23 protein-coding genes are annotated in these 25557 nt (G+C 65.5%); 13 read left to right on the top strand and 10 right to left on the bottom strand.

Features of this window, described 5'->3' with window-relative positions; all coding sequences use genetic code 11:
• Positions 1–86 precede the first annotated feature (86 nt).
• A complete protein-coding gene (locus tag VVR85_RS06150) occupies positions 87–2303 on the top strand; it encodes an NADP-dependent isocitrate dehydrogenase (RefSeq protein WP_368520065.1) in 2217 nt (738 codons plus the stop codon).
• A gap of 173 nt (positions 2304–2476) precedes the next feature.
• Positions 2477–3661: a trans-acting enoyl reductase family protein gene (locus VVR85_RS06145; RefSeq protein ID WP_368520064.1), complete on the top strand. Its 1185-nt coding sequence runs from the start codon at positions 2477–2479 to the stop codon at positions 3659–3661.
• Here the strand turns inward: VVR85_RS06145 and pdxT are convergent.
• Positions 3654–4253 (bottom strand): pyridoxal 5'-phosphate synthase glutaminase subunit PdxT, encoded by a 600-nt coding sequence (pdxT, locus tag VVR85_RS06140; RefSeq protein ID WP_368520063.1) that lies wholly within the window; start codon positions 4251–4253, stop codon positions 3654–3656. The genes VVR85_RS06145 and pdxT overlap by 8 nt on opposite strands.
• Before the next feature lie 7 nt (positions 4254–4260).
• Positions 4261–5193 carry a pyridoxal 5'-phosphate synthase lyase subunit PdxS gene (gene pdxS, locus VVR85_RS06135; RefSeq protein ID WP_368520062.1) on the bottom strand — a complete coding sequence of 311 codons (933 nt, stop codon included), beginning with the start codon at positions 5191–5193 and terminating at the stop codon, positions 4261–4263.
• A gap of 83 nt (positions 5194–5276) precedes the next feature.
• On the opposite strand from pdxS, the gene VVR85_RS06130 reads away from it, so the two are divergent.
• Entirely contained in the window at positions 5277–6611 is a 1335-nt protein-coding gene (locus VVR85_RS06130) for a PLP-dependent aminotransferase family protein (RefSeq protein ID WP_368520061.1), read from the top strand.
• Positions 6612–6633: 22 nt separating this feature from the next.
• Here VVR85_RS06130 and VVR85_RS06125 read toward each other — a convergent pair whose 3' ends face one another.
• From VVR85_RS06125 to VVR85_RS06115, 3 genes are read right to left on the bottom strand one after another with little or no spacing between them, the layout of a single operon-like run.
• On the bottom strand, positions 6634–7443 hold the full coding sequence (locus tag VVR85_RS06125) for an SPFH domain-containing protein (protein ID WP_368520060.1): 810 nt from the start codon (positions 7441–7443) through the stop codon (positions 6634–6636).
• Positions 7443–8099 (bottom strand): hypothetical protein, encoded by a 657-nt coding sequence (locus VVR85_RS06120; RefSeq protein ID WP_368520231.1) that lies wholly within the window; start codon positions 8097–8099, stop codon positions 7443–7445. Before VVR85_RS06120 ends, VVR85_RS06125 begins: the two co-directional genes overlap by 1 nt.
• A gap of 12 nt (positions 8100–8111) precedes the next feature.
• Positions 8112–10757, bottom strand: a complete 2646-nt coding sequence (locus VVR85_RS06115) for a nitric-oxide reductase large subunit (protein ID WP_368520059.1) — start codon at positions 10755–10757, stop codon at positions 8112–8114.
• Positions 10758–11115: 358 nt separating this feature from the next.
• Between VVR85_RS06115 and VVR85_RS06110 the strand changes: the two genes are divergently transcribed.
• From VVR85_RS06110 to VVR85_RS06100, 3 genes are all read left to right on the top strand, one after another.
• Positions 11116–11325, top strand: coding sequence for a hypothetical protein (locus VVR85_RS06110; protein ID WP_368520058.1), 210 nt, complete (start codon positions 11116–11118; stop codon positions 11323–11325).
• Positions 11326–11456: 131 nt separating this feature from the next.
• Entirely contained in the window at positions 11457–12788 is a 1332-nt protein-coding gene (locus tag VVR85_RS06105) for an O-acetylhomoserine/O-acetylserine sulfhydrylase (protein WP_368520057.1), read from the top strand.
• 118 nt (positions 12789–12906) lie between these two features.
• Positions 12907–14058: a homoserine O-acetyltransferase gene (locus tag VVR85_RS06100; protein WP_368520056.1), complete on the top strand. Its 1152-nt coding sequence runs from the start codon at positions 12907–12909 to the stop codon at positions 14056–14058.
• 9 nt (positions 14059–14067) lie between these two features.
• Here VVR85_RS06100 and VVR85_RS06095 read toward each other — a convergent pair whose 3' ends face one another.
• Positions 14068–14445 carry a DUF3017 domain-containing protein gene (locus VVR85_RS06095; RefSeq protein ID WP_368520055.1) on the bottom strand — a complete coding sequence of 126 codons (378 nt, stop codon included), beginning with the start codon at positions 14443–14445 and terminating at the stop codon, positions 14068–14070.
• Positions 14429–15289 (bottom strand): bifunctional methylenetetrahydrofolate dehydrogenase/methenyltetrahydrofolate cyclohydrolase, encoded by an 861-nt coding sequence (locus VVR85_RS06090; protein WP_368520054.1) that lies wholly within the window; start codon positions 15287–15289, stop codon positions 14429–14431. Before VVR85_RS06090 ends, VVR85_RS06095 begins: the two co-directional genes overlap by 17 nt.
• Positions 15290–15836: 547 nt before the next feature.
• Here VVR85_RS06090 and VVR85_RS06085 point away from each other — a divergent pair.
• The 3 genes from VVR85_RS06085 (at position 15837) to VVR85_RS06075 (ending at position 17024) form a co-directional block, all read left to right on the top strand.
• Complete coding sequence (locus tag VVR85_RS06085; protein WP_368520053.1) at positions 15837–16151, top strand: hypothetical protein; 315 nt, start codon at positions 15837–15839, stop codon at positions 16149–16151.
• 107 nt (positions 16152–16258) lie between these two features.
• The gene (locus VVR85_RS06080) at positions 16259–16474 is read left to right on the top strand and encodes a cell division protein FtsW (RefSeq protein ID WP_368520052.1); all 216 of its coding nucleotides are present in this window, start codon (positions 16259–16261) and stop codon (positions 16472–16474) included.
• Between the two features lie 79 nt (positions 16475–16553).
• Entirely contained in the window at positions 16554–17024 is a 471-nt protein-coding gene (locus tag VVR85_RS06075) for a tRNA (cytidine(34)-2'-O)-methyltransferase (RefSeq protein ID WP_070769206.1), read from the top strand.
• Here the strand turns inward: VVR85_RS06075 and VVR85_RS06070 are convergent.
• Both VVR85_RS06070 and VVR85_RS06065 read right to left on the bottom strand, forming a co-directional pair.
• Entirely contained in the window at positions 17021–18499 is a 1479-nt protein-coding gene (locus tag VVR85_RS06070; RefSeq protein WP_368520051.1) for a PH domain-containing protein, read from the bottom strand. The genes VVR85_RS06075 and VVR85_RS06070 overlap by 4 nt on opposite strands.
• Positions 18496–18969 carry a PH domain-containing protein gene (locus tag VVR85_RS06065; RefSeq protein WP_368520050.1) on the bottom strand — a complete coding sequence of 158 codons (474 nt, stop codon included), beginning with the start codon at positions 18967–18969 and terminating at the stop codon, positions 18496–18498. Before VVR85_RS06065 ends, VVR85_RS06070 begins: the two co-directional genes overlap by 4 nt.
• A gap of 126 nt (positions 18970–19095) precedes the next feature.
• Between VVR85_RS06065 and VVR85_RS06060 the strand changes: the two genes are divergently transcribed.
• Complete coding sequence (locus VVR85_RS06060) at positions 19096–19356, top strand: helix-turn-helix transcriptional regulator (RefSeq protein ID WP_368520049.1); 261 nt, start codon at positions 19096–19098, stop codon at positions 19354–19356.
• A 38-nt stretch (positions 19357–19394) separates the two neighbouring features.
• Here the strand turns inward: VVR85_RS06060 and VVR85_RS06055 are convergent, their stop codons facing one another.
• Positions 19395–22568, bottom strand: a complete 3174-nt coding sequence (locus VVR85_RS06055; RefSeq protein WP_368520048.1) for an error-prone DNA polymerase — start codon at positions 22566–22568, stop codon at positions 19395–19397.
• Between the two features lie 243 nt (positions 22569–22811).
• Here VVR85_RS06055 and VVR85_RS06050 point away from each other — a divergent pair, with 243 nt between their 5' ends.
• The 3 genes from VVR85_RS06050 (at position 22812) to VVR85_RS06040 (ending at position 25522) form a co-directional block, all read left to right on the top strand.
• Positions 22812–23687 (top strand): MetQ/NlpA family ABC transporter substrate-binding protein, encoded by an 876-nt coding sequence (locus VVR85_RS06050; protein WP_368520047.1) that lies wholly within the window; start codon positions 22812–22814, stop codon positions 23685–23687.
• Between the two features lie 120 nt (positions 23688–23807).
• Positions 23808–24845, top strand: coding sequence for a methionine ABC transporter ATP-binding protein (locus VVR85_RS06045; protein WP_368520046.1), 1038 nt, complete (start codon positions 23808–23810; stop codon positions 24843–24845).
• Positions 24842–25522: a methionine ABC transporter permease gene (locus tag VVR85_RS06040; protein WP_296202927.1), complete on the top strand. Its 681-nt coding sequence runs from the start codon at positions 24842–24844 to the stop codon at positions 25520–25522. The genes VVR85_RS06045 and VVR85_RS06040 overlap by 4 nt, the downstream gene beginning before the upstream one ends.
• The last annotated feature ends 35 nt before the right edge of the window (positions 25523–25557 follow it).

The following is a 25557-nucleotide window of genomic DNA, read 5'->3' as shown; positions in this document are numbered from 1 at the left end:
ATCCATAGAATTCGGCGCTGGGGCGGGGTAAACTGGTCCAAGCTGTACTTTAGTTAATCGACACTACGCAAGAGGAGATACTTACCTTGGCTAAAATCATGTGGACTCGCACCGACGAAGCGCCGCTGCTGGCGACCTACTCGTTCAAGCCGGTCGTCGAGGCATTCGCCTCCACCGCTGGGATCGACGTCGAGACCGCGGATATCTCCCTGGCTGGCCGCATTGTCGCCCAGTTCCCGGAGCGCCTGACCGACGAGCAGAAGCAGGACGACGCCCTGGCCCAGCTCGGTGCCCTGGCCAAGCGCCCGGAAGCCAACATCATCAAGCTGCCGAACATCTCCGCCTCCCTGGTCCAGCTGAAGAAGGCCATCGCGGAGCTGCAGGCCGCCGGCTACAACCTGCCGGACTACCCGGACAACCCGTCCACCGACGAAGAAAAGGACATCGCCGCCCGCTACGACTCCGTCAAGGGCTCCGCCGTGAACCCGGTACTGCGTGAGGGCAACTCCGACCGCCGCGCCCCGGAGGCCGTGAAGAACTTCGTCAAGAAGCACCCGCACCGCATGGGCGAGTGGTCCGCTGATTCCAAGACCAACGTCGCCACCATGTCCGACGGCGACTTCCGCCACAACGAGAAGTCCGTCATCATCGACGGCGAGGACTCCCTGACCATCAAGCACACCGCCGCGGATGGCACTGAGACCGTCCTGCTCGACGGCCTGAAGGTCCAGGACAAGGAGGTCATCGACGGCACCTTCATGTCCGCCAAGGCCCTGGACGAGTTCCTGCGCGCCCAGGTCGCGCGCGCCAAGGAAGAGGGCGTGCTCTTCTCCGCGCACCTGAAGGCCACCATGATGAAGGTCTCCGACCCGATCATCTTCGGCCACGTGGTGCGCGCCTTCTTCGCCGACGTCTACGACAAGTACGGCGAGGAGCTGCTGGCCGCCGGTCTGAACGGCGAGAACGGCCTGGGCGCCATCTACGACGGCCTGGAGAAGCTGGACAACGGCGCAGAGATCAAGGCCGCTTTCGACGCCGCCTACGAGGCCGGCCCGGACCTGGCCATGGTCAACTCCCACAAGGGCATTTCCAACCTGCACGTGCCCTCCGACGTCATCATCGACGCCTCCATGCCGGCCATGATCCGCACCTCCGGCCACATGTGGAACAAGAACGATGAGGAGCAGGACACCCTGGCCGTCATCCCCGATTCCTCCTACGCCGGCGTCTACCAGGCCGTCATCGAGGACTGCAAGGCCAACGGCGCCTTCGACCCGACCACCATGGGCACCGTCCCGAACGTCGGCCTGATGGCCCAGAAGGCCGAGGAGTACGGCTCCCACAACAAGACCTTCAAGTCCCCGGCCGACGGCAAGATCGAGGTCGTCAACACCGCCGGTGACGTCCTGATCTCCCACGACGTCGAGGCCGGCGACATCTGGCGCGCCTGCCAGACCAAGGACGCCCCGATCCAGGACTGGGTCAAGCTGGCCGTCAACCGCGCCCGCCTGTCCGGCATGAAGACCATCTTCTGGCTGGACCCGGAGCGCGGCCACGACGCCAATCTGATCTCCCTGGTGGAGAAGTACCTGGGCGACCACGACACCGAGGGCCTGGACATCGAGATCATGGATCCGGTGGCCGCCACCAAGACCTCCGTGGAGCGCATCCGCCGCGGCGAGGACACCATCTCCGTGACCGGTAACGTCCTGCGTGACTACAACACCGACCTCTTCCCCATCCTGGAGCTGGGCACCTCCGCCAAGATGCTCTCCGTCGTCCCGCTGATGGCCGGCGGCGGCCTCTTCGAGACCGGTGCGGGCGGCTCCGCCCCGAAGCACGTCCAGCAGGTCGAGGAGGAAAACCACCTGCGTTGGGACTCCCTGGGCGAGTTCCTGGCCCTGGCCGAGTCCTTCCGCCACGAGCAGCAGTCCAACGGCAACGAGAAGGCCGGAGTCCTGGCCGCCGCCCTGGACCGCGCCACCGAGCGCCTGCTGAACGAGGGCAAGTCCCCGTCCCGCAAGGTCGGCGAGATCGACAACCGCGGCTCCCACTTCTTCCTGGCCGCCTTCTGGGCCGACGAGCTGGCTAACCAGTCCGACGACTCCGAGCTGGCCGAGAAGTTCGCCGCCGTCGCTAAGGAACTGAACGAGCAGGCCGACGAGATCGCCCAGGCCCTGCTGGACGTTCAGGGCTCCCCGGCGGATCTGGGCGGCTACTACCTGCCGGACGAGGCCAAGACCACCTCCGTCATGCGCCCGGTCGACAAGTACAACCAGATCATCGACGGCCTGAAGGCTTAAGGAACCACTTCGCCTTCTCCGCCTAGCGCGCACTAAGCCCCGGGATTTCCCCGGGGCTTTTCGCATGCCTTGGGGCGGGAAACCCGGTCGCCCAGCTTCCCGCCCCAAGCGGCGCCGGAGTCCCAGGACGGTTTCCCCGCCGGGAAGCCGGCTTTGCCGTTATCCTGAAGGGCATGGATAAAGGCACCCACGACCGTGAATTCGACATCGTCCTGTTCGGCGCGACCAGCTTTGTCGGCACCACCACCGCGCGCTACCTGGTGGACCACCACCCGGAGCTGAAGATCGCCGTGGCCGGCCGCAACGCGGACAAGCTCGCCGCGTTGGACCTGGGGGTGGAGGCCATCGTCGCCGACGCGAAGGACGCCGCGGCTATCGATGCCCTGGTCCAGCGCACCGCGGTGCTGATCTCGACGGTGGGGCCATATACCCGCTACGGCGACGAGGTCGTGCGCGCCTGCGCCCAGTATGGGACCCACTACGTGGACCTGTGCGGCGAGGCCCTGTTCATCCGCCGCACCATCGACCAGTGGCACGCCACCGCCCAGGAAACCGGGGCGAAGATCGTGCCCTCGTGCGGGTTCGACTCCGTGCCCTCCGATATGGGCATGTTCCACCTGTTTAGCTCCGCCGGCTACCCGGAGTTCGCGGAGGTGACCATGGCGGTCGAGCACCTCCAGGGCGGGCTGTCCGGCGGCACCATCGACTCGATGCGCGCGGTCAGCAAGGACGCCAAGGACATGCCCAAGGGCGGGGCCATCCTGCACAGCCCGCATTCGCTGTCCCCGGATCACAAGCAAGAGCCGGATCTGGGGCCCGAGCCGGACCTGGTGGTCGATTTCGACGAGCTGCTGCAGCAGTGGGCCGGGCCGTTTTTCATGGCCATGTTCAACACCCGCGTGGTCCGCCGCAGCAACTCCCTGCTGGGGCACGCCTACGGGCCCATGCGCTACCGCGAGGTCATCCCCACGGGCACGGGCCTTGCCGGCAAGATCAAGGCGCACCTGCTCAAGGCCGCGACCGCCGCCGGATTCGCCATCATCATGGTGGACAAGCTGCGCCGGCCGCTGTCCCGCTTCATCCCGGAGCCGGGCGAGGGCCCGAAGGACATCGACGCCGGCGGCTTTGTCATCTCCCACACGGGGCTGACCACCGACGGCGCGCTGCACACCTCCCGCGTGGCCGCCGACGGCGATCCCGGGTACAAGACCACCGCGATGATGCTGGCCGAGGCGGCCGTCACGCTGGCCACCCAGCCCGCGGATCTGCCCGAAACCACCGGCGTGCTCACGCCGGCCACCGGCCTGGGCCGACCGTACCTGCGCGCGCTGCAGGCCCACGGCATGCGTTTTAGCTAGAGTGCCCGACTAACGCTGCGGCCCGCAGCCAGGCCGCGTGGACTCGGTCATCGCCGTTTTCTTCCGGGTGGAAGCTCAGCGCGGTAACTGCCCCAGCGCGCACGCCCACGACGGCGGGTTCGCCGTCCGGCCCGGGCACGCGGGAGAGCACCTCCACTCCCTGGCCCACGCGGGTGACAATCGGCGCGCGGATGAAGCTGGCGTCGACGGTCAGGTCCGCGCCGACGGGCACGGCCTGCTCCGCGGAGTGGCGCTGGGAGCCGGAGGCGTTGCGGCGCACGGTCACGTCCAGCACCCCCAGGGTCTGCTGCCCCGGGGCGGGGTTGTCCAGGTCCCGGGCGCAGTAGATGAGCCCCGCGCAGGTGGCCAGGGTGGGCAGGCCGCCGCCGATGGCCTCAGCCAGCGGACCTGCCAGGTCGAAGGTGCGGGCCAGCTTGTCGATGACGGTGGACTCGCCGCCGGGGATGACTATCCCGTCGAGGCCGTCCAGGTCCCGCGGCATCCGCACCCGGCGGGTTACCGCCCCAAGGCCGCCCAGGATTTCTAGATGTTCTTCCACCCCGCCTTGCAGGGCGAGTACGCCAATGCGCATGGGGGGCTTACCAGCCGCGCTCGGCCAGGCGGTGCGGGGCCGGGACGTCGGCGACGTTCAGGCCGACCATGGCCTCGCCCAGGTTGCGGGAGACCTCGGCCAGCACTGCCGGGTCGTCGTAGGCGGTGGCAGCCTTGACGATGGCGGCGGCGCGCTTGGCCGGCTCGCCGGACTTGAAGATGCCGGAGCCGACGAAGACGCCTTCGGCGCCCATCTGGCGGACCAGGGCGGCATCGGCCGGGGTGGCCACGCCGCCGGCGACGAAGAGGACCACCGGCAGGGAGCCGGTCTCGGCGACCTCGGCGACTAGGTCGTAGGGGGCCTGCAGCTCCTTGGCGGCGACGTAGAGCTCGTCGCGGTCCAGGTTGCGCAGGCGGGCGATTTCGCCCTTGATGGTGCGCAGGTGGCGCACGGCCTCGGAGACGTCCCCGGTGCCGGCCTCGCCCTTGGAGCGGATCATGGCCGCGCCCTCGGTGATGCGCCGCAGGGCCTCGCCCAGGTTGGTGGCACCGCAGACGAAGGGGACGTCGAAGTCCCACTTGTTGATGTGGTTGGTGTAATCCGCCGGGGAGAGCACCTCGGACTCGTCGATGAAGTCCACGCCCAGCTCCGCCAGGATCTGGGCCTCGACGAAGTGGCCGATGCGCGACTTGGCCATCACCGGGATGGACACGGCATTGACGATGCCGTCAATAAGGTCCGGGTCGGACATGCGGGCCACCCCGCCCTGGGCGCGGATATCGGCGGGCACGCGCTCGAGCGCCATGACGGCGCTGGCGCCGGCGTCCTCAGCGATCTTGGCCTGCTCCGGGGTCACCACGTCCATGATGACGCCGCCCTTGAGCATGTCGGCAAGGCCGCGCTTGACGCGGGTGGTGGCGGTCTGGGCGCCGGCCGGGGCCTGCGCGTTCTGGTTAGCGTTCTTCTGGGTTTCAGTCATGGACTACATCCAACCCCGCTAAAGTGGTTTATGACAAGAGCCACTTTTGGCGTGTTGAATTGGACCACTTACTATGGATTTTTATGCACACCCTGCCCCTGCCCGCCCGGATCGCCGCTGAGCTGCGTGAGCAGATCACCCACGGCGTCTACCGGCCGAACGAGAAGCTGCCGTCCACCCGCGCCCTGGCCCACCGACTGGGGGTAGCCAGGGGCAGCGTGGTCACCGCCTACGAGCAACTCATCGCGGAGGGATACCTACTCGGCCAGCACGGCTCCGGCACCCGCGTGCACCCGGATATAAGCCCCGCTCCCCCGCGGCCCGCCCCCGCGCATCCAGCGCCCGAGGAAAAGGCCGCGCTGCTGCAGCTGACCCCGGGGTTGCCGGATACCGCGCGCCTTATCACCCCCGCCTGGCGGGCGGCGTGGCGCTCCGCGGCGGCCGATGCCAGCCGTCTCACCGAGCAGGCGCCGGCCGGCCTGGCGGAGCTGCGCCGGGAGATCGCCGCGCACCTGCGCCACATGCGCGGGCTCAATGTGGATCCCGCCCGCATCATGGTCACCGCCGGGGCCCGCGAGGGCTTGGGCCTCCTACTGCGCGCGGTGGGCGGGCGCCTGCGCGTCGGCGTGGAATCCCCGGGGTATCCCAGCCTGCGCCAGATCCCGCCGGCCCTGGGCCACGCGCTCGTGGAACTGCCTACCGACAACCACGGGCTGCGGGTGCCCGAGCACATCCCCGCCGGCGGGCTCGACCTGGCGCTTATCACCCCGAGCCACCAGTACCCTTACGGCGGTTCCCTGCCGGCCGCCCGCCAGACCGAGCTGGTCGCCTTCGCCCGCCGCCACGACGTCCTCCTGGTCGAGGACGACTTCGACTCGGAGCTGCGCTACGCCGGCCAGCCGCTGCCGGCCCTGGCCACGCTGGGCCCGGAACAGGCCGTCCTGCTGGGCACGTTCTCCTCGGTGATTTCGCCCTCCATCGCCTGCGGCTACCTGGTGGTCCCCGACCGGCTCATCGCCCCCATCCGCCAGGTGCGCGCGGTCACCGGGCAGCCGGTGGCGGCCATCACCCAGGCGGCCCTGGCGAAGTTTCTGGCCAGCGGGGAGCTGCGCCGGCACACCGGGCGCGTGCGGCGCGACTACCGGCGCCGCCGCGATCTGGTGGTCTCCGCGCTCGGCCCGGCCGTGCGCCCCATCAGCGGCGGCCTGCACGCCGTAGTCATCTGCACCCGCCCGGCCCGCGAGGTCGTGGCCGCAGCCGCCGAGCGCGGCCTCGCGGTGACCGCCCTGACCGACTACTGGGGCGGCACGGCGGCCGACAACGGCATCGTCATCGGCTTCGGGCACTTGAGCGACGCTGAGCTTGCTTCTGCCCTACATGTTTTTCAGGAGATTCTCGGTCAATCCCCCGCACATTAGCTCCGCGATGCCCCGCCCACCGTTACTTGGGCTGGCTTTGGTGGGCGTCTTTGAACCCCTTGGAAAAGGTCCCCAGACTCTCCATGAAGCCGCCCATGATGTCGATGGGCAGAGGGAAGACGATCGTCGAATTCTGATCCGCCCCGAGCTCCAGCACGGTCTGCAGGTAACGCAGTTGGAGGGCAGCTGGGGCCTTCCCCAACTCGTCAGCAGCTTCCCGCAGCTCCCGGGAGGACTGCAATTCGCCGTGGGCGGAAATCACCTTGGCACGGCGTTCACGCTCTGCCTCGGCCTCGCGCGCCAAGGCCCGCTGCATCAGTTCTGGGATTTCGACGTCCTTGATCTCCACGATGCGAGTTACCACGCCCCAACGCTTGGTCTGTCCATTGATGATGTTGGCCAAGTCTTCATTGAGTTCCTCGCGGTGCGCCAGCAGGTCATCGAGATCCGCTCGGCCCAAGAGAGTACGCAGCGTAGTCTGCGCGATCTGGGAGGTCGCCACAGCGTAGTTCTCGACTTCGAGCACCGCCTTTACTGAGTCGGTCACCTCGAACATGACCACCGCATTTACCCGGACGGAGACGTTGTCCTTGGTAATGATTTCCTGCGGCGGGATGGTTAAAGTCACGACCCTCTGGTCCACGCGCTCCAGCTTGTCGATGCCCGGCCACAGGAAGTGCAGCCCAGGCTCCATCAGCGGCCGCAAGTGCCCGAAGCGGAAAGTCACGCCGCGTTCGTACTGCTTGATGACCTTGAGCGAGTAAGCGGCGAATGCCACAAGCAAGGCTATAACGATGCCAATGACAACCGGCCAGAATACAAAAGCAGACATTAGGTAGTTTCCCTTTCCATGTCGGACTTCTTACGGCCCGAAGCGAATTTCGACTTTCCATACTTCGACCCATACCTGTCGATCTGTGCGGCCAGCTCAGCTTCACGGTTATCAAGCTCAGGCACGACGATCTTGGGCGCGTTAGACGGGGTCCTCCACAAATGCCGGGACAGCGGGTACACGCCAAGTGCGGAAATAACCAGCACGGTAGCCAAGATGATTAACACCTCAGACAGCGAATGGTTGGTAATCAAGGAGCACAGCGGTAGTAGGTAGCCCAAGGCAGCGACAGCTAGAGCAATCCCGCGGTGGAAACGCCCCGCGTCAGAATGCGGCCACGGGTCTAGCTGGCGGGTGACCTCGCGGCCGTGGTGCGACACCGTGCAGAAATCCTTGACCGGACAGGTATTGCAGACGGTCGGGTTTCCCCGGTACCGCATAACGCGGTTTTCGGGATCGAAGCTCGACGGCCACAGCCACTGATCCTCGGGGCACTGCCAGGCGTCGTGTTCCTCCAGGTAACGAAAGGTTCCCGCCCGGTTCGCCATCGTGCGGTTCGACGTTTGCTTCGCCATGCCGTCAAAGGCCCAAGCAATGGCCACGAGGAAAAGCCCATAGACCACTGCTAGAAGGGTGAAAATGCCAGGAGCTTCCATCACTTCCCTGCCCTAGTTCTTTGTGTCATCGGAGGGGTCGGAATCTTGGACCGAATCGGACCGGTAGGTACCGCCCCACTTCGAGTTGTACTTTCCGCCCCAGTTGGTCTTCGATTCAAAGCCAGGGGACCACGGGCCTGTCGGTGCAGAATCACCGCGGCCGGAATCCGGAGACTCTTCTTCGACAAACGCACCGCGCTCGTCGATATAGCCATAACGTCGACCGGCCACACGCCCACCGTTGTTCCCGGCACGGCCGGAATCAACACGCGCCTTGCCACCGGATACCAACCCGACCGACGAAGAGGCTCCCGGCGCGTGGGAGGCGTCGTACTCTTCCTCCTCAGCAGTGACGATACTGAAGAGCGGATCGGCAGGATGCTCATCGACGGTCGGAATGTGCTTGTTGTACAGCACGCCCCGAAGCGCCGCGATCAAGAGCGGAATAATCCCGACGAGGAACAGGACGTCGCCAGGCATACGCAGCCACTCCATGATGGCGTTGCCAGGTTCGGTGATATAGCCCAGGGAACGAGCTTCCACGTAGCCAGATGCCACGGACTCATAGAGCTGGAGGATGCCTAGCGGCAGCAAGGAAATCACTACCATCCACAGCAACCCGAGGTTCTGCAGCCAGAAGGCCCAGGCCATCCCCTTTTCCGACCACTTGTCCGGTGGCGTCAGATAGCGCAGCGCGAAAACGGATAGTCCGACAGCCAAGAAGCCGTACACACCCATCATGGCGCCGTGGGCGTGGTTAGCGGTCAGGGCGGTGCCGATCTCGTAGTAGGACACGATCGGCAGGTTGACCAGGAACCCGAAGATACCGGCGCCGAGGAAGTTCCAGAAGCCCACGGCGACGAGGAACATAACGGCCCAGCGGTGCGGGAACGGGCGCTCACCGGAAGCGCGCTGGCGAGAGCCGAGCTGCATAAAGGTCCACGCCTCAACGGTCAGCAGGGTCAGCGGCACAACCTCAGCTGCCGAGAAGAAGGCCCCCAGCGCCATGTGCTCGACCGGCGTGCCGGAGAAGTACAGGTGGTGCATCGTACCTAGCACGCCGCCGGTGGAATAGAGGATCACGTCGAGGAAAATGATGCCCAACGCAATCTTTTCGCGGATCACGCCCAGTAGGACGAAGACGTAGGCGACCATGACCGTCGTGAATAGTTCCAGGAAGTCTTCCACCCACAGGTGAACGACCCAGAAGCGCCAGAATTCCGCTACCGAAATATGCGTTTCCGAACCCGCCAGGTTACCCACTGCGTAAAACGCTGGGATGGCAATTCCCGCGTAGAAGAACAACCACGGCATGTTGGATTTGTGCTCAGTTTTCAGCCGGCTGCGCAGTTGCCGGAAGATGATCCCGATCCACACGAACATGCCGATGGTGAGCAGGATTTGGAAGAACCGCGGCAGGTCAAGGAACTCCCACTGCTGAGAGAACAGAGTTCCTTCTTCGATGTAGCCCATCGTAGAAAGCCACTCAAACGCCATGGACCCAAAGACGACGAACGCGATTGCCCCCAGCAGGAACCAGACCAACCAGTGCTGTCCCTTCGGCTCTTTCTTGCCGACGAATGACGACAAGAAGATGCCGGCAGCAAGCAGTCCCCCGGCCGTCCAGAGCAGCGACAACTGCAGGTGCCACGTGCGGGACACGTTGTACGGGAGCAATTCCTGCAAAGGGATTCCAAAGAAGCCCGTGAGCTCTGTTCGGTAGTGCTGCGACGCTGCGCCCAACAAGGCCTGGATAAGGAACAGTACCGCAATCACCAGGATGAACCAGGCGACAATCTTTTGGGATTTGGTCAGCCCGACTTCCCCCGGCTGGGTGAAGTCGAGATTAGGCGTCTCCTCAGCGTGCCAGCCAATAGACTTCGACCAGCGTCCGTAGATGGCGAAGATCAGGCCGGTACCACCGATCAGCGCGATCAAGGAAAGCACCGACCACACTACGAGGTCTGCGGTCGGGCCGTTGTCCACGCGGGGTTCTGCCGGCCAGTTGTTGGTGTAGGAATAGTCTTGACCCGGGCGCTCCGCCGCCGAGGCCCAGGCGGTCCAGCCGAAGAAGCCGGTCAGGTTGTTGATGTCTTGCGGATCGGTAATGAATTCCGACGGCAAGCCCTTTTCGCTGGAAAGCGGACCAAAGTATTCGGCGTAATAATCCTTCGCGGCCTCAAATGCCGCTATCTGGTTATCGGTCCACTCGAGAACCCCGGTTTCGGGGTCATAGCGGTTAGCGCGAAATTCTTCTTTTACGGCTTCCTCGGGAGTTGCTGCGTCATCGACGAACTCGGGAATTCCATTTTCGTCGTTGAGCTCCCGCGCCTTTTCCAACGACATACGCAGGTATTCAGCGGTGTAGTCCGGGCCGAGATAGGCACCATGCCCCATGACGGAGCCATATTGCTGTAGGCCACGTGCCTGATAGAGCGCCTGACCGTTGAGGATTTCATCTTTCGTGAGAATCGTTTCCCCCGAGGACTGGGAAACGATTTTGTCGGGAAGCGGCATCGAGGCTGTGTAGGTGCGATAAGCCAAGAAACCCATTACCAAGAATCCAAAAATCATCACCAGCGCGACGCCTTGCACCCAGACGTTGCTCACTTTTAGGACAGGTCTACGACGATCGTCCGTGCCAACTGTAGAGGACATAATTTCCCGTCTTTTGTCGGATTACCCGCATTCCAGAACGACAGTTGTCTGGCTGCGACAAGGCGGCACTGTGCCGGAAACCTCCCTTCGATTATCTACGGGTTTTCCCGTTTTAAATAGACGAAAAAGTGTTTTCCCCACTCTTCGAGTCATTCAAAAGATTGAATAGCTAAGCCTTACCCCAGCCCGCAAACCCCCACGAAACAGCCCGGAAAAACCAACATTTTAGCACTATATTCACCCCTTTCATCCCTTCCACAAAACAACCGAACCCTACGCCCACCGCGGACTGTTATCTCGAACACACCACCGTCTTCGACGGGATATTTAAACCGGTTTTTCCCGTAGTATTTGAAATATGTCTTTCACGGAACACACAAAACGCAATTGGCTAATCACGCTATTTGCCGCCATTTTCCTAGCCGCCATCACGTCGATGATCTTCCTCAATAACCCCCACCAGACCGTCGTCGTCGCCATGGTCTTTCTTGCTGCGGCACTCATTTTCTTCGGCCTCATCCTCGGCGGCTGGTATCTCATCAGCGGTCGCAAGAAACGCCGCAAATAGACTGAAAGCCCACCCGCCAGGCGGCCACACTGAAGAAACCGACCGATTTGTCTATTTTTATTCCCGCTATTACCTGCACGTTTCCCGAAAGTCCTTCGTAATAGACAGAGCGGTTTAGTACGGTTTCTGGCATGACGACGAAATACGACAACACCGAATCCAACCCGAACTTCGCTAACTGGGACATCGCCACGCGTGCGCTGCACGTGGGCCAGGACCTGGACGGCAAGAACAACGCCCGGAACCTGCCGATTTACCAGACGACGTCCTACGTCTTCGACAACGCCGCGCACGCCGCGGCCCGCTTTGGCCTGTCCGATGCCGGCCCGATTTACTCCCGCCTGACCAACCCGACGCAGGACGCGCTGGAAAACCGCATCGCCTCCCTGGAGGGCGGCGTGGCGGCCGTGGCTTTCGCCTCCGGCCAGGCGGCCGAGACCGCCGCCATCCTGACGCTGGCCGGCGCCGGCGACCACATCGTGGCCTCCCCGCACCTCTACGGCGGCACCGCCACCCTGTTCACCGTGACCCTGCCGCGCCTGGGCATCGACTTCACCCTGGTGGACAACCCGGACGATCCGGAGTCCTGGAAGGCGGCCATCCAGCCGAACACCAAGGCTCTCTACGGCGAGACCTTCGGCAACCCGGCGGCCGACGTGCTGGACATCCCGGCGATTGCCGAGGTCGCCCACGCCGCCAACGTCCCGCTCATCGTGGACAACACCATCGCCACCGTCGCCCTGGTCCGCCCGCTGGCTCTGGGCGCGGACATCGTGGTCAACTCCACCACGAAGTTCTACACCGGCAACGGCTCCGCCCTGGGCGGCATCCTCGTCGACGGCGGCAAGTTCGACTGGACCGTCGAACGCGACGGAAAGCCGGTCTTCCCCGGCTTCGTCACCCCAGATCCGGCCTACCACGGCCTCAAGTACGCGGACCTGGGCGCCCCGGCATTTGCCCTGAAGGCCCGCGCCGGCATCCTGCGCGACACCGGTGCGGCCATCTCCCCGTTCAACGCCTGGCTGACACTCAACGGCCTAGAGACCCTCACCCTGCGCATCCGCCGCCACAACGAAAACGCCCAGGCTGTGGCCGAGTACCTGGAAGGCCACGACAAGGTCACCAAGGTCAACTACGCCGGCCTGGAGTCCTCCCCCTACCGCAAGATCAAGGAAAAGCTGGGCCTGGAATACACCGGCTCGGTGCTCTCCTTCGACATCGAGGGCGGCAAGGACGAGGCGTGGACGTTCATCGACGCCCTGCGCCTGCACTCCAACCTGGCCAACATCGGCGACACCCGCTCCCTGGTGGTCCACCCGGCAACCACCACGCACTCCCAGTCCGACGAGGAGGGCCTGCGCGTGGCCGGCATTGCCCAGTCCACCATCCGACTCTCGGTGGGTATCGAGGATGTCAAGGACATCATCGCCGACCTCGAGCTGGGCTTCGCCGCGCTGGGCTAAACCCTGCTGCGCTGCACCGGGCTGCACCGCACTGCACAGCGCAGCCCAACCCCGCCCGACCCGCACTGGGTCTAAGCACTCGCCGCCGATTATCCCCACGCTCAGGAAGTAGTTGATTATGTCCGAATTTCCCCGCCTCGCCCCGCCCGGTCGCCGCACCACCGTTCCGGTGGGAACGGTCACCACGGAGGCCGGCGCGGAGATCCCGGACGTGGTAATCGCCTACCAGCGCTGGGGCAGCTTCCGCGGGGATCCGGCCGGCGTGAACAACGTGCTCATCGTCGAGCACGCCCTGACTGGTGATTCGGACGTGACGGACTGGTGGGGCGAGCTCATCGGCCCGGGCCGGGCGCTGGACACGGATCACTGGTGCGTTATCGCCACCAACGTCCTGGGCGGCTGCGGCGGCTCCACCGGCCCGTCCTCGCCGCACCCGGACGGCCGCGCCTGGGGCTCGCGCTTCCCGGCCGCGTCCATCCGCGACCAGGTCCAGGCCGAAAAGCTGCTGATCGATGCCCTGGGACTGAGCACCGTCCACGCCGTCATCGGCGGCTCCATGGGCGGGGCGCGGACCCTGGAGTGGTCGCTCATGTACCCGGCATCGCTCACCACCGCCTGCGTCATCGCGGTCTCCGCGCGGGCCTCCGGGTGGCAGATCGGTATCCAGTCCGCGCAGATTTCCTCCATCGAAAACGACCCGCAGTGGCACGGCGGCGACTACTACGAGCTGGGGGTAGCCCCGGAGGCCGGCCTGGCCGCCGCGCGCCGGATCGCGCACCTGACCTACCGCGGTGAGCAAGAGATCGACGAGCGCTTCGGCACCACCGCCCAGCGCGGGGAGAACCCCCTGGGCGCCTACCGCGCCGGCGACCAGCGATTCGCGGTCAACTCCTACCTGGAATACCAGGGAAAGAAGCTGGTCGATCGCTTCGACGCCGGCTCCTACGTCGCGCTGACCGAATCCTTAAACCGCCACGACGTCGGCCGCGGCCGCGGGGGCTTAAACAAGGCCCTGGCCTCGTCGACCGTGCCGACGATGGTGGTCGGCGTCGACACCGACATCTTGTACCCCTATCACCAGCAGGAGCACCTCTCGCGCAACCTGGGCAACCTCCTGGCCATGGCCAAGGTCGTCTCCCCCGTCGGCCACGACGCCTTCTTGACCGAGACCCGCCAGATGGACCGCGTGCTGCGCAATTTCCTCACGCTGTCGGCCCCGGACGGCCTCGACCTGCCGGGCGGGCTGACCGATGGCGACTACGCCATCTAACTGAAACCGCTAGCTGCCCAGCGCGTCCACGGAGACGGCCAAGAAGACTAGCGCGGCCCCCACCACCGCGCTGAAAATGCAGTCGAAGCGGCGCGAGCGCACCGAAAAGACCCCGACCCGGCGGGAGTCGCAGGTCGCGCGCACGACCACCAGCCAGAGCATCGCCGCCCCTAAGGCAAACGCCGCCCGGCGCCAGTGCTCCAGCAGGGCAAAGACCCCGGAGAGCACCACCACGGCGACGAAGGCCCCGATCATCGCCCACTGCACCTTGGCCGGCAGCTTGGACGGCGCCACGTGCCGGTCGTGGGGATTATCCAGCGAGGTCTTGTCCAGCCCGGCGACTGGCCGCGCGGACGCGGCCTGCGCCTTATTAATCGGCGAGGCCATGAGCCTTTTCTGCCCGCTCGACAATATTGCGCACCAGGAACGCGCGGGTCAGCGGGCCCACCCCACCCGGGTTCGGGGAGACGAATCCGGCCTTATCCCAGACGTCGTCAGCAACGTCGCCAGCCAGCTTGCCATCCACGCGGGAAACCCCCACGTCCAGGATGGCCGCGCCTTCCTTAATCATGTCCGCGGTCAGCATGTGGGCCTTGCCGGCTGCGGCGATGACAACGTCCGCCGCGCGGGTCTCCGCCGCCAGGTCCTTCGTGCCGGTGTGACACAGGGTCACGGTGGAGTTCTCGCTGCGGCGGGTCAGCAGCAGGCCGATGGGCCGGCCGACGGTCACACCGCGGCCGATGACCACGGTCTTGGCCCCGTCGAGCTCCACCCCGAAGCGGCGCAGCAGGTGGATGCAGCCGTTCGGCGTGCACGGCAGCGGCGCGTCCTCATTGAGCACCAGCTTGCCCAGGTTCACCGGGTGCAGGCCGTCGGCGTCCTTGTCCGGGTCGATGCGCTCGAGGATGCGGTTTTCGTCCAGGTGCTTCGGCAGCGGCAGCTGCACGATGTAGCCGGTGCAGGCCGGGTCCTCGTTCAGCTCATCGATGACCGCTTCCAGGTCCTCCTGGCTGATATCGGCCGGCAGATCCTTGCGGATGGAATTAATCCCCAGCTGCTCGCAGTCGCGGTGCTTCATCTTCACATAGGACTGGGAGCCGGGATCCTCACCGACCAGCACGGTGGCCAGGCCCGGAGTAATCCCCTTCTCCTTGAGCGCAGCCACACGCTGCTTGAGGTCTTCAAAAATCTCGTCGCGGTACAGTTTGCCGTCTAGTTTGGTTGCAGCCATGGCTTATATCCTAGTGGCAGGCGTAAGCCAAGACCCAGCAACAACCCCAAAGCAGCTCAAAACCGTCACTGTTTCTTGCGTAGGCACCGACCCCAGGGCCTCATTGTGACTTTTCTCTACTGGAAAACGCTGAATTCTTATGTAAACTATTGGTTGCTCCGAGCAATCGAACTCACAGCAATGCGTTGGAGCTCAATTACGACAGGTAAAGCAACCAACTAGAGAGGTTGAGATTTGGTGAAAGGTACGCCTTCCACCCCCCAAAAGGCCAATTTTCGCTTCTGTAATCGCTGCCCTGACGGTAACGCTACTACCCGTCAGTTCCGCTCATGCTGCTGATCAACATCAACCAGTTTAGACACCCCCGGCTGTTGCCAACACTAATTCGGACAAGAGTGCAGAACTCACACGAGAGCTTTCCGAGAGTTTCGAAACAGTATTCACCGAAGTAGTCTCTGAACAACCCACGGGGCAATGGGAACCAAATTACGAAAACGCCGCTAAACACGGATTATCTGCCCAAGAGGCCGATGCACTAGCGGAGTTCATGGAAACGCCCCTCCCCCAAGAGAGCCACCCAGAGCAGCCGGACATTGCCACCCGAGATTTAGGCTCCTTTGCTGAATGCGTGGTCTGGAATATCGCTCCCGTACCAATGTCTCCCCAAGACGCACAAGCCATCGGTCGACTCCTCAAGGATAAACAATGGAGCCAAGCAGCTGAGAAAATCACTCAGGTTGCTGCCTTGAACGGCGCTACCGCAGCTCTTGATTACGGCATTTCAGCGATTGGTGGCCCTGTCGCTTGGGCAGCAAAACTGGCCCTGTACGCAGGGTCTTGCGCTTTGAGTGAACAGATGTAGGTAGAAAGGTTTCTTCGATGGGATTCGGCGGTGCTCTGCACAGAACGAGCAGTAACGGTGGACCGTGGGCACCACCGGCATGGTTCTCTTTTATTGTCCTACCAGCCATGGTCGTAGCAAGTTTCTACATCAGCCAAGTGACCGGCTGGCGCGGCGTAGCTTCACCCAACGAAAAAGGTGTCTCGTGGAGCGAGGTGAGCTCGGAAGGATTATTGGGCTATTCGGCGCAATTCCTTGCCTTCTATTACCTTCTGGTCCTGCCGTTTTTCCTTGTGCGTAGGCACAGGTGGAAAAAGCGCGACAATCGCGGGACCGGCGAATAAGAGAAACCGGTTTCTCAAGGCAGCGGGAGAACAAGAGGTGCGACTCCTTCCTCTGCCTTTCACCGACTACCCTAAAACCATGACCAACCTGCACATCGTCTTCGACAACCCCGTGATCCCCACCAACACCGGCAACGCCATCCGGACTGCGGCGGTCACGGGCGCGCACCTGCACCTCATTGAGCCGCTGGGGTTTAACTTCGACGACAAGCACCTCAAGCGGGCGGGGCTGGACTACCACGACCTGGCCGATATGACCATCCACCCCAACTTCCAGGCCTGCATGGATGCCCTGCCCGGCGCGCGGGTCTTCGCGTTTACCACCCACACGGACAAGTGGTTTACCGATATCGAGTACCAGGAAGGTGACGTACTGCTCTTCGGCACGGAGCCGACCGGCCTGCCGGCCGAGCACCTCGCCCACGAGCGGATCACCGAGCAGGTGCGTATCCCCATGGTGCCGGCGCGGCGCTCGATGAACCTGTCGAATGCGGCATCGACGGCCGTGTTCGAGGCCTGGCGCCAGCTGGGCTTTAACGGCGCGGTCTAGGCCGGGTCCGGATCGTCTGTGGCGTGGGCGCTCGGGGCCGCCGGCAGGCGCCGGGCGCGCAGGTGGCTTAGCAAGGCGGCGGCGTCGGCCGGATCCAGGTCGCTGCCGGCCATGCGCACCGGCCCGGCGACCAGTTCGTAGCGGACGGTGGCCAGCCGGCACAGCTGGGCAATCGGGCCGGCGGTATAGGCCAGCTCCTGGATGTGGCTGTTGGCAATCACGCTGACCCGGCGGTTGAGCAGCCCGGCGTGGGTGATGCTGTTATCGCCCACCAGGGTCACGGCCTGCCGGTGGGAATCCAGCGGCGAGACCCACCAGGCCCGGCGCGGCGAGGAATAGGTCGGCTCACGGGCGCCCTCCGGTTGGGCGTAGCGGTCGATCTCCTTCTTGTCCAGGGGGCTGAGCAGCTCCAGCAGGCGGAGGGCCTGCTCCCGGCTGCCGACGGGCAGCACCCGGGTAGTGCCCGAGCCCTTGCCCGCGGCGGAGCCGTAGCCGGCCACGGAGACGCGGACCTCCCACCACTTGGTCAGGCGCCACAGCAGCGGCTGGCGGACCTGGACGGCGTGGATGCGATCCAGTCGCACCGACTGGTGGCGCCGGTCGGCCAGGCCGTAGTTGATGATGAGCAGCGCGCGGCCGGAGTCGTCCTCATCCAGGCGGGAGCTAAACCGCCACGAGGTGTCAATGAGCCCCCAGACGTTGGGCACCAGGCCCACCAGGATCGGCACCACGGTGGTAGTCGGCACCGGTGTGAGGATCAAGACCGCAGCAATCGCCACCACCAGCAACGTGCTCACCCGCAGGGCCGCGCCCAGCAGGCTGCGCCGCGTCGGGATAGGCGGGATGACCACCTCCTGGTGGCCGGTGTCGCTGCCGGTGCCGCTGCCGGTGTCGCTGCCGGCGGCATCGTTAGCGGCAGCTGGCTCCGCGCCGGTGGGTGGGCGGCGGCCGCTGGTGCGGGTGAGGATCTCCTCGCGCAGCTGGGTGGCCGCGGGCTTTTTCAGGTAGGCGATCTGGATGTGGGAGGACGCCCCGCCGGCGGTCTCGACGCGGACGGCGGCCACGCCGAAAATCCGGGCGATGACCGGCTCGATGACGTCGACGGCCTGGATGCGGTCGTAGCGGGCGGTGCGCAGCTGGGTGGATAACACCCCGCGCCGCAGGGCCAGCTCGTCCGTGCCCAGCCGGTAGCCCAGCCGCCGCCACCAGATGGCGGAGAGGAACCAGATGGCCAGGCAGACGCCGAGGAAGGCGGCTGCGGTCCAGGCGGCGTCCCGCAGGCCGCGACCCCAGTGGCCGTCGGCGATGAAGCGCGCGGCATCCCCTAGGACCTCGAGGTTGATGTTGACCACCCCGATGGCCAGGATGGCCAGGATGACCGACCAGAACTGCAGCAGCGGCGTGAGCCGGTGCACGCGGTGGAAGCCGTCGGCGTCGACGGCCGCGTTGTCCGGGCCGCGGCGGTGTTTGCTCACAGCCCGCTCATCCTCTCCCGGGTCTTGACGGCCAGGCGCTCGCGCAGCTGGTCCGCGGTCTGGGCCGGCAGGCCCTTGACGGTCGCGTCCGTGGTCGCCGAGGCCGTGTGCAGCTGCAGTTTCTTAATGCCCAGCCAGCGCTGGATGGGCCCGGCGGACACGTCCACGAACTGGATGCGCCCGTAGGGCACCACGGTGAAGGTGTGCCACAGCTTGCCGCGGGTAATGAGCAGCTCGTCGTCGGTTTCCAGCCAGCCCATGTTGCGCACCTGGGCGGGGATGAGCCAGGCCAGCCACGCGCCGAATGCGGCGATGACGATAAGGCCCCAGTACCACCAGCTGGCCCAGAAAAATCCCAGGGCGCCTACGCCCAGGGCCAGGGCTATCAGCCAGATCGCGGCATTGATATAGCGGGCCTTGACCAAGGCTTGGGAGACCGGGTTGAGCTCCGGCGAGGCGACAGCGTTCATGCGCTTTAGCCTAACAATCCTGGGCGCGACTGCCGGGTGATAGCCGCGGTGCTACGCCCGGGCGGGTGCCGCGCGCCGGAAAACTACACCTTGACTAGCCGTTATGTTTATATAATAATTTCTTGCATGTCCCCGAAGAAGAAGCCGCGCCGCCCCATCTACAACCGCGTGCGCCTGCTTCGCGTCGAGCGCGGCGTCTCCCGCGCCGAGCTGGCCGCGGCCGTGGATGTGAACCCCCAGTCCATCGGGGCGCTCGAGCGCGGCGACCACTCGCCCAGCCTGGACCTGGCCTTTAGCATCTGCGAGTTTTTCGACCTGCCCGTCGAGGCCGTCTTCTCCCGCACCGAGTTCACCCCGCTGTCCAGCGAGCTCTACCAGCGGATCTAGCCGGGCCCTCCCCGGCGCCTCCGGCGGCTGGCGCCCGCCTAGCGGAAGTCCCGCGAGCCGCGGCTGAAATACTCTCCGATATCCAGCGGCTCGAGCTTGTCCGCCACCACGCTGACCGCGCCCGTGGCGTTCTGGACAATACCCCGGATGACCAGCGCCTTGGCCGTGCGCGCCAGCACCTTCTGCCGCTTCCACAGCCCGGGCGAGACCATCACGTTCATCAGCCCCGTCTCATCCTCCATCCCTAAGAAGATGAGGCCGGCGGCCGTCTGTGGGCGCTGCCGGTGCGTGATGATCCCGGCCAGGCGCACGCGGGTGCCGTCCGGAACCGCGGCCAGGTCGCGCGCCCGCAGGATGCCGGCGGCATCCAGGGCCCCGCGCACCGCGGACATCGGCTGCCGGTCGTGGCTGACCCCGGTGGCAGCGATGTCTTGGGCCAGCAGCTCGAATGAGGACATGCCGGGCAGGGCCGGCGCGGAAATGGCGGACATGCCGGGCAGCATGCCGGCGCGCTCGGTGGCCGCCACCCCGGCCTGCCACAGCGCCTGCCGGCGGCTTAGCCCCAGACAGTCCAGGGCGCCGGCCTCGGCCAGGGCCTCGACCTGGGCGACCTTTAGCCCCGCCCGGCGCGACAGGTCCGGGATGTCCGTGTACGGCGCGTTGGCCTCCACCCGCTCGGCCGCCTTGTCGCCCAAGCCCTTGACCAAACCCAGCCCTAGGCGGATGGCCATGGGACCAGGTGGGCCGCCCGGCCGGGGTGGGGTGGGCTCGCAGGTCTCCACGCTCGACTCCTTGCCGGAGGCGTTGATGCTGACCGGGCGCACCGGCACGCCGTGGCGGCGGGCGTCCTGGATGAGCGACTGCGGGGAATAAAAGCCCATCGGCTGGGCGCGCAGCAGGCCCACGCAGAACTGCGCCGGGTAGTGGTGCTTGAACCAGGCGGAGAAATACACCAAGGAGGCAAAGGACTGGGAGTGCGACTCCGGGAAGCCGTAGGCGGCAAACGCCACGATCTTGTTCCAGAGCTTGTCCGCCGTCTCCCCGGTGATCCCGTGGGTGGCGGCCAGGCCGGCGAAGAACTGGTCTTTCAGCGCGGCCATCTTCTCCGGCGAGCGCTTCGAGCCCATCGCGCGGCGCAGATCGTCGGCCTGGGCGCCGGTAAAACCGGCGGCATCGACGGCAATCTGCATCAGTTGTTCCTGGAACAGCGGGATCCCCAGCGTCTTGCCCAGGGACTTTTCCAGCACCGGGTGATCGTAGGTGACCTCCTCCAGCCCGTCGCGGCGGCGCAGGTACGGGTGCACGGACCCGCCCTGGATGGGGCCCGGGCGGATGAGGGCGACCTCGACGACCAGGTCGAAGAAGACGCGGGGCTTCAGCCGCGGCAGGGTGGCCAGCTGCGCACGGGACTCGACCTGGAAGACGCCGACGGCATCAGCCCGGCAGAGCATGTCGTAGACGGCCTCCTCCGCCAGATCTAGCTCCCAGAGGTTGACCTCACGGCCGGTCGACTCGGCCACCAGGTCCTGCATGTGGTGCAGGGCCTCCAGCATGCCCAGCCCCAGCAGGTCGAATTTGACCAGGCCGGCGGCCGCGCAGTCGTCCTTGTCCCACTGCAGCACCGAGCGACCCTCCATCCGCGCCCACTCCATGGGCACCACGTCCGCGATAGGCCTATCGCACAGCACCATCCCGCCGGAGTGGATGCCCAGGTGCCGCGGCTGGCCCAGGAATTCCTCGGCGAGTGCGACCACGTCCGCCGGGGGCTCGTCGGTGCCCTTCGACCAGGCGTCCGCGCTGCCCTGCGGGTAGCCCAGGGCGCGGGCGGCGTCCCGGGTCGCACCCTTGCGGCGGTAGGTGTTGACGTTGGCCACCTGCGCGGCCTGCTGGCGCCCGTAGGCGGAGTAGACGTACTGGATGACCTCCTCGCGGCGGCCGGACTCAATATCAACGTCGATATCCGGCGGGCCGTCCCGGTCCGGGGACAAGAAGCGCTCGAAGAGCAGGCCCGCGGAGATGGGCTCCGCGTTCGTGATGCCGAGAGCGAAGCAGACCGCGGAGTTGGCGGCGGAGCCGCGGCCCTGGCACAGGATGTTTTCCCGGCGGCAGAAATCCACCAGGTCCGTGACGATGAGGAAATAGCCGGGAAAGCCCAGCTGCTCCACCACGGCGAGCTCGTGTTCTATCTGTTTTTTCGCGCGCTCGCGGATATCGGCCGGCCGGCTCGCGTAGCGCTTGCGCGCCCGCACGTAAACCAGCGTACGCAGCCAGGTCATCTCCGTGTGCCCGTCCGGCACGTCAAAGTGCGGCAGGTTGGGCACCAAAACGTCCCAGCGGAAGCTGCAGTCGCGCCCCAGCTGGGCCGCGGCGGCCAGCAGATCCTCGCGCCCGGGAAGCAGGCGCGCCATGTCCTCGCCGGAGCGCAGCCAGCTCGCCCCCATCGGGTGCTGGTCCGGGTCCGCCTGCTGCAGGGACTGCCGGTGGGCCAAGGCGTTTTTCGCCGCCGCCAGGCGGGCCTGGGTGCGCCGCGCCGCCGCCGGGCGGGCGCTCGCGATAGCCCGCAGCCCCCAGCCGTCCCGGGCGGCATCCAGCCGGCGGTGGCGGTCCGCGTCCGCCGGCACCATGGTGCTGGCGTATTCAAGCACCACGTTGTCGGCCCCGGCGGCGCCCACCAGCTGCTCCAACCGGTCCACCCAGTCCACGTCGGCGAGGTAGACCACCTCCTCGCCCAGGGCGCGGGCGACCTGCGCCAGCGGCGGGTAGGCGGTCTTGCCCTTCTCCCCAGCCGCCATCTTGGCCTGGGCGATAAGCCGCGACAGGCGCCGGTAGCCCTCCGGGCCGCGCGCCAGCACCGTCAGGACGCCCTCGTCCAGGCTCAGCTCGGCGCCGAAGACCGTGGGCAGGCCCGCGCGGGCGGCGGCTTCGGCGAATTTCATCAGGCCGTAGAACCCGTCCCTGTCCACCAGCGCCAGGGATTCCAGGCCTAGTTCAACTGCGCGTTCGACCAACTCCTCCGGCTCGGAGGCGCCCTGCAGGAAGGAATAGCTCGACACGGCGTGCAGCTCCGCAAACGGCACCGCGGATTTCCCCTTAGCCCGCGGTACGTCCTGCTCAGCGCTGTGGTTTACGGGCACAGGCGTGAGCGCCGGGCGGCCGGAAAGGATCCGCTCCAGCCGCGACCAGCTCAGCGCCCGTCCACCGTTGAATCTCACGCCGCACAGCCTAGCAAGATACGAACTCGTGTTCTAATTACTCGCACCTTACAAACCGAGCAGTCTGTGAATATGCATAAAATCTGCAAGTAAATAGACAAAGCGGTATACAGACTGTTAGGTTATAACCCATCGAGGTTGCGCGCCCCGCAACCCGCTTTATTACGCCTGCCGACGGCGCTCGGGCACTGCCCCGAGACACCGCCCGGCCTTATAAAAGTCACACAGAAAAGGACCATTCTCATGCAGATCCGTCGCGCACTTGCCGCAGCCGCCGCCACCGTCGTGGCAGCGACCGGCCTGGTTGCCTGCTCCTCCGACTCCGAGGGCGGGGAAATTACCAAGGATTCGAAGATCGCCGTCGGCACCACCGACGCCTCCAAGAAGGCCTGGGCGGCATTCGAGACCGCCGCCAAGGACCAGGGCTTCGACCTGGATATCGTCAATTACTCGGATTACACCACCCCGAACCAGGCCCTGGAGCAGGGCGAGCTGGACACCAACAACTTCCAGCACCTGAAGTTCCTGGCCGAGTACAACAAGGGCAACGGCACCGACCTGGTGCCGATCGCCGCCACCGAGATCGTGCCGCTGGCCCTGTTCTGGAAGGACCACAACTCCCTGGACGGCATCGAGGGCGAAAACGTCGCCATCCCGAACGACTCCACCAACCAGGGCCGCGCCATCAACCTGCTGGTCCAGCAGGACCTGGTCACCCTGAAGCAGGACGGGCTTATTACCCCGACCCCGGCCGACATTGACGAGAAGGCCTCCAAGGTCAAGGTCACCCCGGTCGGCGCCGAGCAGACCACCTCCGCCTACAGCGAGGGCACCCCGGCCGTCATCAACAACTCCTTCCTGGAGCGCGCCGGCATCGACCCGACCACCGCGGTGGTCCAGGACGACCCGAACTCCGAGGAGGCCGAGCCCTACATCAACGTCTTCGCCGTGCGCTCGGAGGACGCCGACAACGAGACCCTCAAGGAGCTCGTCAAGATCTGGCACACCCCCGAGGTCCAGGAAGCCGTGCAGGAAGACTCCAAGGGCACCTCCGTTTCCGTGGAGCGCACCCCGGAGGAACTGCAGGACATCCTCAAGCGCCTGGAAGAAGACCTCTAAACTTAACTCCCGGCACCTTCCACCCCGCCGACGCGCCCAGCCCACTGGCTACCGCGTTGCCGGGGTTGTACCACGTTTAATGAACCCGCTACTGCACACGCAACAACCAAGGGGCTTTTAGTGACCGAATCACCCACCACCGGAACCCGCGTCGAGTTCCGCCACGTATCCAAGGTCTTTGAGCATAAAAAGACCACCACCCGGGCGCTCGACGATGTCAGCCTGACCGTGGAGCCCGGCGAAATCATGGGCATCATCGGCTACTCCGGCGCCGGCAAGTCCACCCTGGTGCGCCTCATCAACGGGCTCGACACCCCGACCGAGGGCGAGCTGTTGCTGGACGAGACCAACATCGCCGGCATGTCGGAGAAGAAGCTGCGCTCCCTGCGCCGCTCCATCGGCATGATTTTCCAGCAGTTCAACCTGTTCAACTCCCGCACGGCCGCCGGCAACATCGAATACCCGCTGCAGCTGGCCGGCGTGGCCAAGGCCGAGCGCAAGCGCCGCGTGCAGGAGCTCCTGGAATTCGTCGGCCTGGGCGACAAGGGCTCGAGCTACCCGGAGCAGCTCTCCGGCGGGCAGAAGCAGCGCGTCGGCATCGCCCGCGCGCTGGCCACCAACCCGCGCCTCCTGCTGGCCGACGAGGCCACCTCCGCGCTGGACCCGCAGACCACCCACGAGGTCCTCGAGCTGCTGCGCCAGGTCAACCAGAAATTCGGCATCACCATCGTGGTCATTACCCACGAGATGGAGGTCGTGCGCTCCATCGCCGATAAGGTCGCCGTCATGGAGCAGGGCCGCGTGGTCGAGCAAGGCTCCATCTACGAGGTCTTCTCCAACCCGCAGACCCCGGTGGCGCAGCGCTTCGTGTCCACTTCCCTGCGCAACACCCCGGACCACGTCGAGGCCGACGACCTGCTGGCCCACGAGGGCCGCTTGTTCACCATCAACCTGACGGAAAACTCCGGCTTCTTCGGCGCGGCCGCCCAGCTGCGCGAGCGCGGCGTGTCCATCTCCATCGTCCACGGCGGCGTGACCACCTTGCAGCAGCACTCCTTCGGCAAGATGACCGTCCGCCTCAACGGCTCTGACGAGGCCATCGAGGAGTTCTACCACACCATGTCCCAGACCACCGACATTGAGGAGATCAAGCGATGACGACAACTATCTTGGCCGCCGCGGACTGGGACCGCCTGTCCGGTACCCTCATGGAGGCGGTCGTCGACACCCTCATCATGGTCTCGCTGACCATGATCATCGGCGGCATCCTGGGCCTTATCCTCGGTATCCTCCTCTACACCACCCGCCCGTCGGGAATCCTGGCCAACCGGTTTATCTACACGATCCTCAACATCGCGGTAAACATCATCCGGCCCATCCCGTTCATCATCTTGCTGGCGTTCGTGCAACCGGTCACCGTGGCCGTGATGGGCTCGTCCATCGGCCGCGAGCCCGCCACCTTCGTCATGGCCTTTGCCGCCACCTTCGCCGTGGCCCGCATCGTCGAGCAAAACCTCGTGGGCATCGACCCCGGCGTCATCGAGGCCGCCCGCGCGATGGGCGCCAGCCCCTGGAAGATCATCACCAGCGTCATCATCCCGGAGGCCCTCGGCCCGCTGGTGCTGGGCTACACCTTCCTGTTCATCGCCGTGGTCGACATGTCCGCCATGGCCGGCTACGTCGGCGGCGGCGGCCTGGGTGACTTCGCCATCGTCTACGGCTACCGCGCCTACGAGTGGCAGGTCACCGTCGTGGCCACCCTGATCATCATCGTCCTGGTCCAGGCCGCCCAGTTCCTGGGCAACTGGGTCTCGGCCAAGATCATGCGCCGCTAACCAGTCCCCGCCACAACCCCCAACCCCCGGCCAGC

It is taken from the genome of Corynebacterium sp. LK2590, from assembly GCF_040946105.1.
Taxonomy (GTDB): Bacteria; Actinomycetota; Actinomycetes; order Mycobacteriales; family Mycobacteriaceae; genus Corynebacterium.
The sequence above is the reverse complement of the archived record's forward strand: the minus strand, read 5'-3'. Positions and strand labels throughout refer to the sequence as shown.

Coding starts and splice junctions, on each gene's coding strand:
- VVR85_RS06145 (WP_368520064.1), top strand. CDS start 2,477: ATGGATAAAGGCACCCACGACCGTGAATTCGACATCGTCCTGTTCGGC.
- pdxT (WP_368520063.1), bottom strand. CDS start 4,253: ATGCGCATTGGCGTACTCGCCCTGCAAGGCGGGGTGGAAGAACATCTA.
- pdxS (WP_368520062.1), bottom strand. CDS start 5,193: ATGACTGAAACCCAGAAGAACGCTAACCAGAACGCGCAGGCCCCGGCC.
- VVR85_RS06130 (WP_368520061.1), top strand. CDS start 5,277: ATGCACACCCTGCCCCTGCCCGCCCGGATCGCCGCTGAGCTGCGTGAG.
- VVR85_RS06125 (WP_368520060.1), bottom strand. CDS start 7,443: ATGTCTGCTTTTGTATTCTGGCCGGTTGTCATTGGCATCGTTATAGCC.
- VVR85_RS06120 (WP_368520231.1), bottom strand. CDS start 8,099: ATGGAAGCTCCTGGCATTTTCACCCTTCTAGCAGTGGTCTATGGGCTT.
- VVR85_RS06115 (WP_368520059.1), bottom strand. CDS start 10,757: ATGTCCTCTACAGTTGGCACGGACGATCGTCGTAGACCTGTCCTAAAA.
- VVR85_RS06110 (WP_368520058.1), top strand. CDS start 11,116: ATGTCTTTCACGGAACACACAAAACGCAATTGGCTAATCACGCTATTT.
- VVR85_RS06105 (WP_368520057.1), top strand. CDS start 11,457: ATGACGACGAAATACGACAACACCGAATCCAACCCGAACTTCGCTAAC.
- VVR85_RS06100 (WP_368520056.1), top strand. CDS start 12,907: ATGTCCGAATTTCCCCGCCTCGCCCCGCCCGGTCGCCGCACCACCGTT.
- VVR85_RS06095 (WP_368520055.1), bottom strand. CDS start 14,445: ATGGCCTCGCCGATTAATAAGGCGCAGGCCGCGTCCGCGCGGCCAGTC.
- VVR85_RS06090 (WP_368520054.1), bottom strand. CDS start 15,289: ATGGCTGCAACCAAACTAGACGGCAAACTGTACCGCGACGAGATTTTT.
- VVR85_RS06085 (WP_368520053.1), top strand. CDS start 15,837: ATGGAAACGCCCCTCCCCCAAGAGAGCCACCCAGAGCAGCCGGACATT.
- VVR85_RS06080 (WP_368520052.1), top strand. CDS start 16,259: ATGGTCGTAGCAAGTTTCTACATCAGCCAAGTGACCGGCTGGCGCGGC.
- VVR85_RS06075 (WP_070769206.1), top strand. CDS start 16,554: ATGACCAACCTGCACATCGTCTTCGACAACCCCGTGATCCCCACCAAC.
- VVR85_RS06065 (WP_368520050.1), bottom strand. CDS start 18,969: ATGAACGCTGTCGCCTCGCCGGAGCTCAACCCGGTCTCCCAAGCCTTG.
- VVR85_RS06060 (WP_368520049.1), top strand. CDS start 19,096: ATGTCCCCGAAGAAGAAGCCGCGCCGCCCCATCTACAACCGCGTGCGC.
- VVR85_RS06050 (WP_368520047.1), top strand. CDS start 22,812: ATGCAGATCCGTCGCGCACTTGCCGCAGCCGCCGCCACCGTCGTGGCA.
- VVR85_RS06040 (WP_296202927.1), top strand. CDS start 24,842: ATGACGACAACTATCTTGGCCGCCGCGGACTGGGACCGCCTGTCCGGT.